The sequence below is a fragment of the Rhodococcus sp. HNM0569 genome (assembly GCF_012726205.1).
Lineage (GTDB): Bacteria > Actinomycetota > Actinomycetes > Mycobacteriales > Mycobacteriaceae > Rhodococcus_F.
Genome location: NZ_JAASAE010000002.1, coordinates 320,989 through 334,482 on the forward strand (window position 1 = coordinate 320,989; position 13,494 = coordinate 334,482).

Genomic DNA, 13,494 nt, shown 5'->3' on the forward strand with positions numbered 1-13,494 from the left:
GCGGAATCGACGTCAGGAGCCGCCCGTGACCACCGACGACCGGTCCGGCCCGCACCACCCCCGGGCGAGGGGATTGTTCCGGACCAAGAGCATCGAGCAGTCCATCCGGGACACCGACGAGCCCGACACCAGGCTGCGCAAGGACCTCACGTCGTGGGATCTCACCGTCTTCGGTGTCGCGGTCGTCATCGGCGCGGGCATCTTCACGCTGACCGCGCGTACCGCGGGCAACGTCGCGGGCCCCTCGGTGTCGCTCGCGTTCGTGCTCGCCGCCGTCACGTGTGGGCTCGCCGCACTGTGCTACGCCGAGTTCGCGTCCACCGTGCCGGTCGCGGGCAGTGCCTACACGTTCTCGTTCGCGACGTTCGGCGAGTTCGCGGCATGGATCATCGGGTGGGACCTGATCCTCGAGTTCGCGCTCGCGGCATCGGTGGTCGGGAAGGGATGGTCGCTGTATCTCGGGGAGTTGCTGGGTGACTTCTCCCCGCGCGCCGATCTCGGCCCGGTCACCGTCGACTGGGGCGCGGTGCTGATCGTCGCCGTCATCACGGTGCTGCTCGCGACGGGCACGAAACTGTCCTCGCGCGTATCGCTCGTCGTGACCACGATCAAGGTCGGCGTCGTCGTGCTCGTCGTCGTCGTCGGCGCGTTCTTCATCGACAAGTCGCACTACTCGCCGTACATCCCCCCGTCGCAGCCGGGCTCCACCGGGGAAGGTATCCACCAGTCGCTGTTCTCGTACGTCACGGGCGCGGGCGGCAGCACGTTCGGGTGGTACGGACTGCTCGCCGCCGCGAGCCTCGTGTTCTTCGCGTTCATCGGGTTCGACGTCGTCGCGACGACCGCCGAGGAGACGAAGGAACCGCAGAAGGCGCTGCCGCGAGGCATTCTCGGTTCGCTCGCGATCGTCACGGTGCTCTACGTCGCGGTCACGCTGGTGCTCACCGGCATGGTCGACTACACCGCACTCGCGGGCGACGAGTCCACCCTCGCCACGGCGTTCGGCATCGTCGGCGTCGACTGGGCCGAGTGGGTCATCAGCTTCGGCGCGCTCGCGGGACTCACGACGGTCGTCATGGTGCTCATGCTCGGTCAGACGCGGGTGCTGTTCGCGATGGCGCGCGACGGACTGATGCCGCGCCGTCTCGCCCCCACCGGCAGGCACGGCACGCCCGTGCGGATCACGGTGCTGGTCGGTGTCGTCGTCGCGGTGCTCGCGGGCTTCTTCCCGATCGGGACGCTCGAGGAGATGGTCAACATCGGCACGCTGTTCGCGTTCGTCGCGGTGTCGATCGGCGTCATCGTGCTGCGCCGGACCCGACCGGACCTGCCGCGCGGTTTCCGGGTGCCGTTCGTGCCGGTGGTGCCGATCCTCGCGGTGCTCGCGTGCGTGTGGCTCATGATCAACCTGTCGGTCGAGACGTGGCTGCGGTTCGTGGTGTGGATGCTCATCGGCCTCGTGGTGTACTTCGTCTACAGCCGTAGGCATTCGGTGATGAACGAGACGGGTGATGCCGACCGGGGCTGACCACCCGCATCCTGGCTGCCGCGTGGTGGGTGGGCTACCGATAGCCTGAGGACATCAGCATCGTCGATCAGGAGAGAGGCACATGACGACCTCAGTTCCCACCAACCCGGTTGTGGAAGAGCGCAACGGGATCGAATACAAGGTGGCGGATCTGTCGCTTGCGGAGTACGGGCGCAAGGAGATCCGGCTCGCCGAGCACGAGATGCCCGGTCTCATGGCACTCCGGCGAGAGTACGCGGAGGTCCGGCCGCTCGCGGGCGCCCGCATCTCGGGCTCGCTGCACATGACGATCCAGACCGCCGTGCTCATCGAGACGCTCGTGTCGCTGGGCGCCGAGGTGCGCTGGGCGTCGTGCAACATCTTCTCGACGCAGGATCACGCCGCCGCCGCGGTCGTCGTGGGCCCGCACGGCACGCCCGAGGAGCCGCAGGGTGTCCCGGTGTTCGCGTGGAAGGGCGAGACCCTCGAGGAGTACTGGTGGGCCGCCGAGCAGATGCTCACGTGGCCGGGTGAACCCGCCAACATGATCCTCGACGACGGCGGCGACGCGACGATGCTCGTTCTGCAGGGCAAGCAGTTCGAGAAGGCAGGCGTCGTTCCCCCCACCGACGACGAGCACGACTCCGACGAGTACAAGGTGTTCCTCGCACTGCTGCGCCGCTCGCTCGAGGCGAACCCCGGCAAGTGGACCGCGATCGCGGAATCGGTGCGCGGCGTCACGGAGGAGACCACCACCGGCGTGCTGCGGCTCTACCAGGTCGCGGCGGCGGGGGAGCTCGCGTTCCCCGCGATCAACGTCAACGACTCGGTCACCAAGAGCAAGTTCGACAACAAGTACGGAACCCGGCACTCGCTGATCGACGGTATCAACCGCGGCACCGACGTCCTGATCGGTGGCAAGAAGGTCCTCATCTGCGGCTACGGCGACGTGGGCAAGGGCTGCGCCGAGTCGCTCGCGGGCCAGGGCGCACGAGTGCAGGTCACCGAGATCGACCCGATCAACGCGCTGCAGGCCCTCATGGACGGCTTCGACGTCGTGACGGTCGAGAAGGCGATCGGCGACGCCGACATCGTCGTCACCTCGACCGGCAACAAGGACATCATCTCCCTCGCGCACATGAAGGCGATGAAGGACCAGGCGATCCTGGGCAACATCGGTCACTTCGACAACGAGATCGACATGGCGGGCCTCGAACGGTCCGGTGCCACGCGCATCAACATCAAGCCTCAGGTCGACCAGTGGGTCTTCGAGAACGGCAAGTCGATCGTCGTGCTGTCGGAGGGTCGCCTGCTCAACCTCGGCAACGCCACGGGCCACCCGTCGTTCGTGATGAGCAACAGCTTCTCCAACCAGGTCATCGCGCAGATCGAGCTCTGGACCAAGCCGGACGAGTACGACAACGAGGTGTACCGCCTGCCGAAGCACCTCGACGAGAAGGTCGCCCGCATCCACGTCCAGGCGCTGGGTGGCGAGCTCACGAAGCTCACCAAGGACCAGGCCGAGTACATCGGCGTCGACGTCGAGGGCCCGTACAAGCCCGAGCACTACCGCTACTGACGTGCCGGCACTCGTCGCCCTCGAGGGCCTCGACGGCGCGGGCAAACGCACCCTGGTCGGCCACGTGGTCACCCACCTGGCCGACCGGGGGTTGCGCGTCGCCACTCTCGACTTCCCGCGCTACGGACGGTCGGTGCACGCCGACCTCGCGTCGGAGGCACTGTCCGGAGCGCACGGCGACCTCGCGTCGTCGGTCAACGCGATGGCGCTGCTGTTCGCACTCGACCGTGCGGACGCGGCGGTCGACCTTCGCCTGCTGCTGGCCGAACACGACATCGTGATCCTCGACCGGTACGTCGCGTCGAACGCGGCGTACAACGCGGCGCGCCTGCACCAGGACGTCGACGGCGAGGTCGTCACCTGGGTGCGTGAGCTCGAGTTCGAGAGGTTCGCGCTGCCCGTGCCCGACCTGCAGCTGTATCTCGACACGCCCGTGACCCTCGCCGAGCTTCGGGCGCGCGCCCGCGAGGCCGACGAGGACCGCCCCCTCGACGCCTACGAGCGTGACAGCGCGCTGCAGGTCCGTACGCGTGAGCTGTACCTTCAGCTTGCCGAACGAGCCTGGATGTCGCCGTGGCGGGTGCTCGATCCGGCCGTCGATCCCGGCGCGGTGGCCGACGTTCTGGCACTCTCGTGTGAACAGGACGGCACGCCGGGACGGTGATCGCACTGTTACCGGCCCGAGAGGTGTAACGATAGGGACATGAAGCCCAGGATTCTGGTCGTCGACGACGACGCGGCACTTGCCGAGATGGTCACGATCGTGCTGCGAGGCGAGGGGTTCGAACCTCACGTCGTGGGCGACGGCACGCACGCGCTCACCGCCGTGCGGGAGATGCGTCCCGATCTCGTGCTGCTCGACCTGATGCTGCCCGGCATGAACGGCATCGACGTGTGCCGCGTGCTGCGCGCGGACTCGGGCGTGCCGATCGTGATGCTCACGGCGAAGACCGACACGGTGGACGTGGTCCTGGGCCTCGAGTCGGGCGCCGACGACTACATCATGAAGCCGTTCAAGCCGAAGGAACTCGTGGCACGTGTCCGGGCGCGGCTGCGGCGCACGGAAACCGAGCCGGCCGAGGTGCTGAGCATCGCCGACATCACGATCGACGTGCCTGCGCACAAGGTCACCCGCGGCGACGAACTCATCTCGCTCACGCCGCTCGAGTTCGACCTGCTCGTCGCGCTCGCCCGCAAGCCGCGCCAGGTGTTCACCCGCGAGGTGCTCCTCGAACAGGTGTGGGGTTACCGGCACGCTGCCGACACCCGCCTGGTCAACATGCATGTCCAGCGCCTGCGCGCGAAGGTCGAGAAGGATCCCGAGAATCCCGAGGTGGTCCTGACGGTCAGGGGGGTCGGCTACAAGGCCGGACCGCCGTGACAGGTGTTTCCAGGTGGCGGCGCCGGGTGAACCGGCGCCTTTCGCCTTTCGTACGGTGGAGCCGGGCCCTCGGCAACTCCGTCGCGCACACATGGCGGCGGTCGCTGCAGTTGCGCGTCGTCGTCTCGACGCTGTCGCTGTCGATGATCGTCATCCTCGTGCTCGGAGTCGTACTCACGAGTCAGATCACCGACCGGCTGCTCGAAACCAAGATCGGTGCGGCCACCGAAGAGCTCGACCGTGCCCGCGCCACCGTCGAGGGGCAGCTCGTCGGCTCGGACGCGTCGACGTCCTTGCAGACCCAACTCGACGGCGCCCGCGCGAATCTCACCAATCGCGATCCCGATTCGGCGGAGAACTCGGGCTCGGCGGGCACCTTCGAGCCCGTGCTGATCGTTCCGGGCGGTGGCCCGCGTGGGCCCACCTCCGCGGGCACCGTGGAGGCCGTCCCCGAGCAGTTGCGCACGTTCGTCGAACGCGGCCAGGTGAGCTACCAGTTCACCACCATCGACGATCCCGACGGCTACAACGGACCCGCGCTCGTGGTCGGTACGCCCACGACGTCGTCGCTGTCGGGGCTCGAGCTGTATTTGATCTTCCCGCTCAACAGCGAGGACCGGAGCCTGTCTCTCGTGCGGGGCACGTTGCTGATCGGCGGCGGCGTGCTCGCCGTGCTGCTGGCAGCCATCTCGCTGCTCGTCGCGCGGCAGGTGGTGCTGCCGCTGCGGTCGGCGTCGCGCATCGCGGTCCGGTTCGCCGACGGGCGCCTCAAGGAGCGCATGCCGGTCCGTGGCGAGGACGACATGGCGCGCCTGGCCATGTCGTTCAACGAGATGGCCGAGAGTCTGTCGAAGCAGATCACCCAGCTCGAGGAGTTCGGCAATCTGCAGAAGAGGTTCACCTCGGACGTGAGTCACGAGCTGCGCACGCCGCTCACCACGGTCCGTATGGCAGCCGATCTGATCCACGACAGCGACCATCTCGAGCCGGGCCTGCGCCGGGCGTCGGAGCTGCTCGTCACCGAGCTCGACCGTTTCGAGGGCCTGCTCGGCGACCTGCTCGAGATCAGCAGGCACGACGCGGGTGTCGCGGAACTCGCGGCCGAGCAACTCGACGTCCGCATGTGTGCGCGCGCCGCGGTGAGCACCGTCCGTCACCTCGCGAAGGACACCGGCACCGAACTCATCGTCGATCTGCCGTCCGAACAGGTGGTCGCGGAGGTCGATCCGCGCCGCGTCGAACGGATCCTGCGCAATCTGCTGTCGAACGCGATCGACCACGGTGAGGGCAAGCCGATCCTGCTACGGCTGCGTAGCGACGACAACGCCGTCGCGTTCGTCGTGCGCGACCAGGGCATCGGCCTGCGCCCCGGCGAGGAGAAGCTCGTGTTCAACCGGTTCTGGCGGTCCGACCCGTCGCGGGTGCGCCGGTCCGGAGGTACCGGCCTGGGCCTCGCGATCAGCGTCGAGGACGCGAACCTGCACGACGGCAGGCTCGAGGCGTGGGGACAGCCGGGAGTCGGCTCGGTGTTCCGGCTCACGCTGCCGCGGGTGCGGGGCCGCAAGGTGTCGGCGAGCCCGTTGCCGCTCGTGCCGGGCACCGCGCGGCACGTGCAGGGCCGGCCGCGGCCCGGCGTCGAAGAGGACCGCATCCGGGCAATCGAGGATGGCGCACCCGAGGACTACGTCGCGGACACCGAGGACGTGCAGGACGACGATTTCACCCCTGCCCCCGACGCCGCTGCCCCCGATGCCCCCGCACGTGACGACTCGGCCGACCCCGCGCCCGATCCCACCGACACCGACGAGCCGGCCGAGCCGGGCGACGATGCGGCCGAGAACAGTCAGGAGCGCGAACGCAGTCAGGAGCACGAGCGATGACCGGCATGCCGTCGACCGATGCACCCCCTGCCCGCCGTGCGCGGCGGCTTCTGGCGGTCGTGATCGCCGCCGTCCTCACGAGTGTCGCGACGGCGTGTGCGAGCCTGCCGGAGTCGTCGGCACCGCAGGCGATCGGCACGATCGAGCAGAACGCCCCCGGCACCTCGGTCGAGGCACCCGAGCCCGGCCGCGAGCCCGACCTGTTGCTTCGCGATTTCTTCAAGGCGAGCACCGACCCCGCCAACCGGCATCTCGCCGCCCGCCAGTTCCTCACCACCGAAACCTCGCGCACGTGGGACGACGAGACGAGCGCCACGATCGTCGACAAGGTCGACGTGCTCCCCGAGACCCGCTCGTCCGATACCGCGACCTACACGATCCGCGCGAACAAGGTCGGCAACCTGCAGCCGGGCGGTCTGTACGAGGCCGAGGAGGGCAGTTTCGAGACCCGCATGGCGCTTCAGCGGGTCGACGGCGAGTGGCGGATCAAGGACCTGCCGCCGGGCGTCGTGATGGACCGCGCGCAGTTCCTCGGTAGCTACCAACGCGAATCGTTGTACTTCGTCGACCCTTCGGGCAGCACCGTGGTGCCCGATCCGCGCTGGATCTCGGCGAGCCAGGACGAGGTGACGACGCAGCTGATCGGCCTGCTCATCGACGGGCCCAAGGACGCCTTGGCCCCCGCGGTGCGCAACGAGCTGTCCGACGTCTCCGTGCGCGGGCCGATCACGAAGGCGGACGGCCGCACGACGTCCGTCGGTGTCGGCGTCGGCGGTGTGCGCATCGACTTCCAAGGTCTCGGCGGGCTCGACGAAGCCGCCCGCGCGCGATTCGCGGCGCAGGTCGTCTGGACCCTGGCGGGCGCCGACATCTCCGGTCCGTACGTCCTGCTCGCGGAGGGCAATCCGCTCGACGAGCGGTATCCGAACGGGTGGACGACCGCCGACGTCGCGTCGATGGATCCGCTCGCGTCGGCGAGCGCCGCGATCGGCCTGCACGCGCTGCGTGACGGCTCCCTCGTGCGTGTCGCCGAGACGGGCATGACCCCGGTGCCCGGCTTCTTCGGTACGAGCGGACGGCTCCAATCGGCGTCGCTGTCGGTCGACGGTGCACTCGTCGCGGGCGTCGTCGATTCGGGCAAACCCGCACCCGAACCGCCGAGCACGCTGATGGTCGGCAGCTATTCCGACGGGCAGGCCGAGGCCGCTCTCGACGGCGGCACCGTCACGCGTCCCACCTGGGCGCCCGACAACTCGTCGCTGTGGGCGGTGGTCAACGGCAACACCGTCGTGCGGGTGGTCCGCGAGTCGGGCAGCGGCAAGCTCAGCGTGGTGAGTGTCGACGCGGGAGCCGTCACGTCGATCGGGTCCACGATCAGTGAGCTGCGCCTCTCCCGGGACGGCGTGCGTGCGGCGATGATCGTCGACGGCAAGGTGTACCTGGCGACAGTCGTGCGCGCGTCGAACGGCGGTTACTCGCTGACCAACCCGAGGCCGGTTGCGGTGGGGCTCGGCAGTCCCGCTGTCGCGCTCGACTGGAGCGACGGGGAGACGATCGTGGTGGCCCGGTCCGCCACGGACATCCCGGTCGTGCAGGTCGCTCTCGACGGTTCGCGCATGGACGCACTGCCCAGCCGCAATCTCACGGCGCCGGTCACGGCAGTCGACGCGTCGCCGACCACCGAGTTCGTGGCCGACGCCCGCGCGGTGTTCCAGCTCAACAACAACGACCCTGCGAGCGACCGCTACTGGCGCGAGGTGCCCGGGCTCACCGGCATCAAGGCGATTCCGATCCTGCCCGGCTGACCCGCCCGAGCCTGTCGGGGGCGCCGTGCACACTGACCGCACGGTTCCGGCGAACAGGGGGGCGGTGGCATGTGGCGTCCGGTCGGTGCACTGGTCGATCTGGTGTTGCCGCTGCAGTGCGGCGGGTGCGGTCTGCCCGGGCGCGCGTGGTGCCGGTGGTGCGCGGCGGTGCTCGAGGACACTCCCGTGCTGTTGCGCCCGCGGGTCGATCCCGGCGTCCCGGTGTGGGCGTCGGGGCCCTACCGCGGCGTCCGTCGCCGAGCGGTGGTTGCGGCGAAGGAACACGGTCGACGCGACCTCGCGGCACCGCTCGGTGCGGGCCTCGCACACGTCCTCGTCCTGCTCGAGCGCTGGGGCGAGATCGACGCGGGCGCGTTCGTGGTGCCTGCGCCCACGCGGGCCCGGGCGGCACGCAGCCGCGGCGGCGACCCGGTCACCGCAATGGCGGTCGCCGCGGTGGGGGAGCAGCGCGTCGTGCCCGCGCTGCGGCTGCACTGGTCGACCCGCGATTCGGTCGGTCTCTCGCAGGCGCAGCGGCAACGCAATCTCGCGGGTGCCATCCGGCTGACCCGCGCCGGTGGACAGTGGTGCACGCGTGTGCCTGCGGGCCTGCCGGTGGTACTCGTCGACGACGTCGCCACCACGGGAGCCACGTGCACCGAGGCGGTGCGGGTGCTGGCCGGCGCGGGGGTCGCGGTGCAGGCCGTCGTCGTGCTCGCGGGTGCGTGAGCGGGCCGTGTGCAGCAGCGGTGTCGGGTGCATCGGCCCAGCGCGTGGGGCCGTCGGGAAATGTGAAATCGAGCGGAACAGTGGCAAGCCCCCCGGTTACGTACTAGCGTCGCGATTACACCCGAACACACAGGTAGGAGGTGGTACTTCACACCTGTTGCCGGGTAGTCGAGTGCTCCCGGCGATGCCCATTTCCGCCGCCGCACACCCGTAGCGGTGCTGCCATCGGGAGGTACGAGTGACCAGTTCTTCACAGGCCACGGCCCCGTCTCAGTTCCCGTCGTTCGCTCGCTCGACCGACGTCGACGACGGCCCCGAGCCGTCGTCCGAGATCGTCGTCGGAGGCCGCAACGTCGAGATCCCGGACCACTTCCGCGTGTACGTTTCCCAGAAGCTCGCCCGGCTCGAACGGTTCGATCCCACGATCTACCGATTCGACGTCGAGCTCGAGCACGAACCCAACCGGCGGCAGAAGAAGAGCTGTCAGCGCGTCGAGATCACCGCGCGCGGCAAAGGCCCCGTCGTACGCGCGGAAGCATGCGGAGACAGCTTCTACGCGTCGTTCGAATCGGTGACCGCGAAGCTCGAGAGCCGATTGCGCCGCGTCAAGGACCGCAGGCGCATCCATCGCGGCAGCAAGACGCCGGTGTCGGTGGCCGAGGCCACCGCGCCGCTCGCGCTGCCCGACGCGGACCGCGCGGAAGAGACGGACGGGTACGACGTCGGCGACGAGCATCTACCCGGCCGCATCGTCCGCACCAAGGTGCACCCGGCCGAACCGATGACGGTCGACGACGCCCTCTACGAGATGGAGCTCGTCGGTCACGACTTCTTCCTGTTCCACGACAAGGAGACGGACCGGCCCTCCGTCGTGTACCGCAGGCACGCGTTCGACTACGGGTTGATTCGTCTGGAATGACGCTGTTCGCGCAGCCCGCGCGCCACTCGGAGCACGGTCGGTTTGCTCGACATCCCGAAAGTGCGCCTACCATGGAATCCGGCCCCGCGTTCCCGCGCGGCCGGATTTCGTGTGTCAGAGATCGAACTGCCGAGGATTGAGGACGTACAAGACCGTGCCGTCGCTGTCGCTGTCGAAGGTGCTCCGTGTTGGTGAAGGTCGCATGGTCAAGCGGCTCAAGCACATCGCCGAGCATGTCGAATCGCTCGAACCCGACTACTCGTCGCTCGCCGACTCCGAGCTGAGGGGCAAGACCGACGAATTCCGGAAGCGCTACGCCGAGGGGGAGACCCTCGACGAGCTGCTGCCCGAGGCATTCGCGGTCGCGCGCGAGGCCGCGTGGCGGGTCATCGACCAGAAGCACTTCACCGTGCAGATCATGGGTGGTGCCGCGCTGCACTTCGGCAACATCGCCGAGATGAAGACCGGCGAGGGCAAGACCCTCACGTCGGTGCTTCCTGCGTACCTCAACGCGATCTCCGGCGGCGGTGTGCACGTCGTCACGGTCAACGACTACCTCGCCCGCCGCGACTCGGAGTGGATGGGCCGTGTCCACCGCTTCCTCGGCCTCGAGGTGGGCGCGATCCTGGCAGGCATGACGCCCGCCGAGCGTCGTGCCGCGTACGCAGCCGACATCACCTACGGCACCAACAACGAGTTCGGTTTCGACTACCTGCGCGACAACATGACGCACAGCCTCGACGACCTCGTGCAGCGCGGGCACAACTTCGCGGTGGTCGACGAGGTCGACTCGATTCTCATCGACGAGGCTCGCACGCCGCTCATCATCTCGGGGCCCACCGACTCGTCGAGCAAGTGGTACAGCGAGTTCGCGCGCATCGCGCCGCTGCTCACGAAGGACGTGCACTACGAGGTCGACATCAAGAAGCGCACCGTGGGTGTGCACGAAGCGGGTGTCGAGCTGGTCGAGGACCAGCTGGGTATCGAGAACCTGTACGAGGCCGCGAACTCGCCGCTCGTGAGCTACTTGAACAACGCCATCAAGGCGAAGGAGCTCTACCAGCGCGACAAGGACTACATCGTCCGCGACGGCGAGGTCATCATCGTCGACGAGTTCACGGGCCGCATCCTGGTCGGCCGCCGCTACAACGAGGGCATGCACCAGGCGATCGAGGCCAAGGAGAAGGTCGAGATCAAGGCGGAGAACCAGACCCTCGCCACGATCACGCTGCAGAACTACTTCCGCCTCTACGACAAGCTCTCGGGCATGACCGGCACGGCCGAGACCGAGGCTGCCGAGCTGCACCAGATCTACGATCTCGGCGTCATCCCGATCCCCACGAACCGGCCGATGATTCGTGTCGACCAGGGCGACCTCATCTACAAGACCGAGGAAGCGAAGTTCGCTGCGGTCGTCGACGACGTCGTCGAACGGCACGAGATGGGCCAGCCGGTCCTGATCGGTACCACGAGCGTCGAACGCTCGGAGTACCTGTCGCGGCAGTTCACCAAGCGTGGCGTGGCGCACAGCGTGCTCAACGCCAAGTTCCACGAGCAGGAAGCCACGATCATCGCCGAGGCGGGCCGACTGGGCGCCGTCACGGTGGCCACCAACATGGCCGGTCGTGGTACCGACGTCGTGCTCGGCGGCAACCCCGACATCATTGCCGACCTCGACCTGCGCAAGCAGGGACTCGATCCGGTCAACACGCCCGAGGAGTACGAAGCGGCGTGGAACGAGGTCCTCGAGGACGTCAAGCTGCAGGTCAAGGAAGAGGCCGAGGAGATCCGCGCGGCCGGCGGGCTGTACGTCCTGGGCACCGAGCGTCACGAGTCGCGGCGTATCGACAACCAGCTACGCGGCCGCTCGGGCCGTCAGGGCGATCCCGGCGAGTCGCGGTTCTACCTGTCGCTCGGCGACGAGCTGATGCGTCGGTTCAACGGCGCCACGCTCGAAGCGATCATGACGCGGCTCAATCTGCCCGACGACGTGCCGATCGAGGCGAAGATGGTCTCGAAGGCCATCAAGAGCGCGCAGACCCAGGTCGAGCAGCAGAACTTCGAGATCCGCAAGAACGTCCTCAAGTACGACGAGGTCATGAACCAGCAGCGCACGGTCATCTACGGCGAGCGCCGCCGGATCCTCGAGGGCGAGGACATGGAGGGCCAGGTCGACAGCATGATCGACGACGTCGTGTCGGCGTACGTCAAGGGTGCGACGGCCGAGGGCTACCTCGAGGACTGGGATCTCGAGACGTTGTGGACGGCGCTGCGCACGCTGTACCCGATCACGTTGGACTACAAGGAACTCACTGCCGAGGACGAGAACGGCGTGGCCGCCGACCTGTCGGCGAAGGAGCTCGAGGAGTTGATCCTGGCCGATGCGCACGCTGCCTACGAGCGGCGCGAGGCAGAGATCGACGGCATCGCGGGCGAGGGCGGCATGCGCCAGCTCGAGCGGCGCGTGCTGCTCAGTGTGCTCGACCGCAAGTGGCGCGAGCACCTGTACGAGATGGACTACCTCAAGGAGGGCATCGGCCTGCGGGCGATGGCTCAGCGGGATCCGCTCGTCGAGTACCAGCGCGAAGGTTTCGACATGTTCACGGCGATGCTCGAGGGTCTCAAGGAGGAGTCCGTCGGGTTCCTGTTCAATGTGCAGGTCGAGCCGGCGCAGCCCGCTGAGCCCGCGGTGAGCGTCACCGCAGCGTCGGCCGCTGCGAACGCGATGACCGCGCCGCGTCCGCAGGGCATGGCGACGCAGACTGCGTCCGCCGAGGGCGCGGCCGCGCCGGCGGCGTTGCGGGCCCGGGGGCTCGACGACGACCAGCCGCGTGGACTCACCTACTCGGGGCCGGCGGAGGACGGCAGCGCCGCGCTGAGCCGCCCGAACGACGACGCGCCCGCTGCCGAGGCGGGCACGCGCAGGCAGCGCCGCGAGGCGGCGCGCAAGCAGGCGAAGGCCGGTAAGAAGAACGCGAAGCGCAAGCGCTGACCGGCGCGAGGGAGACAGCCGAAGGGGCCGTCAGAGCAGCTGCAGAACCGTGAGCTGCCAGGCGGCCCCTTCGCGTGTGCGCCGCGCGTCGATGCGGCCTGCGACCGCATGTGTGCGCCCGCCGCGCGCGTAGGTGGCGAAGATCTCCGCCGACGACGGGCCCGGTTGGCAGCGCACCCGCCCCAGCACTGCGGGTGCCTGCGGGGGCGCCGCGGCGGCTGCCGCGGCGAGTGCGCGCGTCGTGTCCACGACCGACTGCGAGAACACGTGCCGTAACCGGCCTGCGCTGCGTCTGCGGTCGACCACTTCGAGCGCCGACCGGAGCGCGAATTCGGCGAAGCGGTGCATGTCGGTGGGTGCGGGTGGTGCCGCGGGGGAGCGCCCGGATCCAGGGGAGCGTCGCGCGGTGCGCGCATGGGTGTGGGGCGCGGTGCGCGCATGGGTGTGGGGCGCGGTGCGCGCATGGGTGCGTAGACGTGAGGCCTGTGTGCCCAGCGGCGGCTCGCACCGCGGGGCCCGTGTGACGTGAAGGCGCGCGGCCGGTTCGGGCGCGGCAGTGGCCTGTGTCCCTGCGGGTTGCGACTCGTCGGGCAGCGGCGGATCGGGTAGCGACGGATCGGGTAGTGACGGAGCAGTCATGGTCCCCCCAGTGACAGCGCCGCGTGCCCCCCACGCGGCGAATGTGCCGACATCCTTGCACGA

At 68.8% G+C, this 13,494-nt stretch carries 10 protein-coding genes; 9 read left to right on the plus strand and 1 reads right to left on the minus strand.

Annotated features, from left to right (window positions below; all coding sequences use genetic code 11):
• The first annotated feature begins 25 nt into the window (after positions 1-25).
• The 9 genes from HCA44_RS03875 to secA all read left to right on the plus strand — a co-directional run bounded on the left by HCA44_RS03875 (position 26) and on the right by secA (position 12,792).
• Positions 26-1,528, plus strand: coding sequence for an amino acid permease (locus tag HCA44_RS03875; protein ID WP_169647197.1), 1,503 nt, complete (start codon positions 26-28; stop codon positions 1,526-1,528).
• Positions 1,529-1,610: 82 nt separating this feature from the next.
• Positions 1,611-3,086, plus strand: coding sequence for an adenosylhomocysteinase (gene ahcY, locus HCA44_RS03880; RefSeq protein ID WP_169647198.1), 1,476 nt, complete (start codon positions 1,611-1,613; stop codon positions 3,084-3,086).
• A 1-nt stretch (position 3,087) separates the two neighbouring features.
• Positions 3,088-3,750, plus strand: coding sequence for a dTMP kinase (locus HCA44_RS03885; protein ID WP_169647199.1), 663 nt, complete (start codon positions 3,088-3,090; stop codon positions 3,748-3,750).
• Between the two features lie 39 nt (positions 3,751-3,789).
• Positions 3,790-4,467 carry an MtrAB system response regulator MtrA gene (gene mtrA / locus HCA44_RS03890; RefSeq protein ID WP_169647200.1) on the plus strand — a complete coding sequence of 226 codons (678 nt, stop codon included), beginning with the start codon at positions 3,790-3,792 and terminating at the stop codon, positions 4,465-4,467.
• Positions 4,464-6,347: an MtrAB system histidine kinase MtrB gene (gene mtrB, locus HCA44_RS03895; protein ID WP_346764560.1), complete on the plus strand. Its 1,884-nt coding sequence runs from the start codon at positions 4,464-4,466 to the stop codon at positions 6,345-6,347. The genes mtrA and mtrB overlap by 4 nt, the downstream gene beginning before the upstream one ends.
• Before the next feature lie 5 nt (positions 6,348-6,352).
• Positions 6,353-8,152, plus strand: coding sequence for an MtrAB system accessory lipoprotein LpqB (gene lpqB, locus HCA44_RS03900; protein ID WP_169647356.1), 1,800 nt, complete (start codon positions 6,353-6,355; stop codon positions 8,150-8,152).
• Positions 8,153-8,221: 69 nt separating this feature from the next.
• Positions 8,222-8,881 carry a ComF family protein gene (locus HCA44_RS03905; RefSeq protein WP_169647202.1) on the plus strand — a complete coding sequence of 220 codons (660 nt, stop codon included), beginning with the start codon at positions 8,222-8,224 and terminating at the stop codon, positions 8,879-8,881.
• Positions 8,882-9,212: 331 nt separating this feature from the next.
• Positions 9,213-9,800: a ribosome-associated translation inhibitor RaiA gene (gene raiA, locus HCA44_RS03910; RefSeq protein WP_346764578.1), complete on the plus strand. Its 588-nt coding sequence runs from the start codon at positions 9,213-9,215 to the stop codon at positions 9,798-9,800.
• 154 nt (positions 9,801-9,954) lie between these two features.
• On the plus strand, positions 9,955-12,792 hold the full coding sequence (gene secA, locus HCA44_RS03915) for a preprotein translocase subunit SecA (RefSeq protein ID WP_169647204.1): 2,838 nt from the start codon (positions 9,955-9,957) through the stop codon (positions 12,790-12,792).
• 30 nt (positions 12,793-12,822) lie between these two features.
• Here secA and HCA44_RS03920 read toward each other — a convergent pair whose 3' ends face one another.
• Positions 12,823-13,431, minus strand: a complete 609-nt coding sequence (locus HCA44_RS03920) for an Rv3235 family protein (protein ID WP_169647205.1) — start codon at positions 13,429-13,431, stop codon at positions 12,823-12,825.
• Between the last annotated feature and the right edge of the window lie 63 nt (positions 13,432-13,494).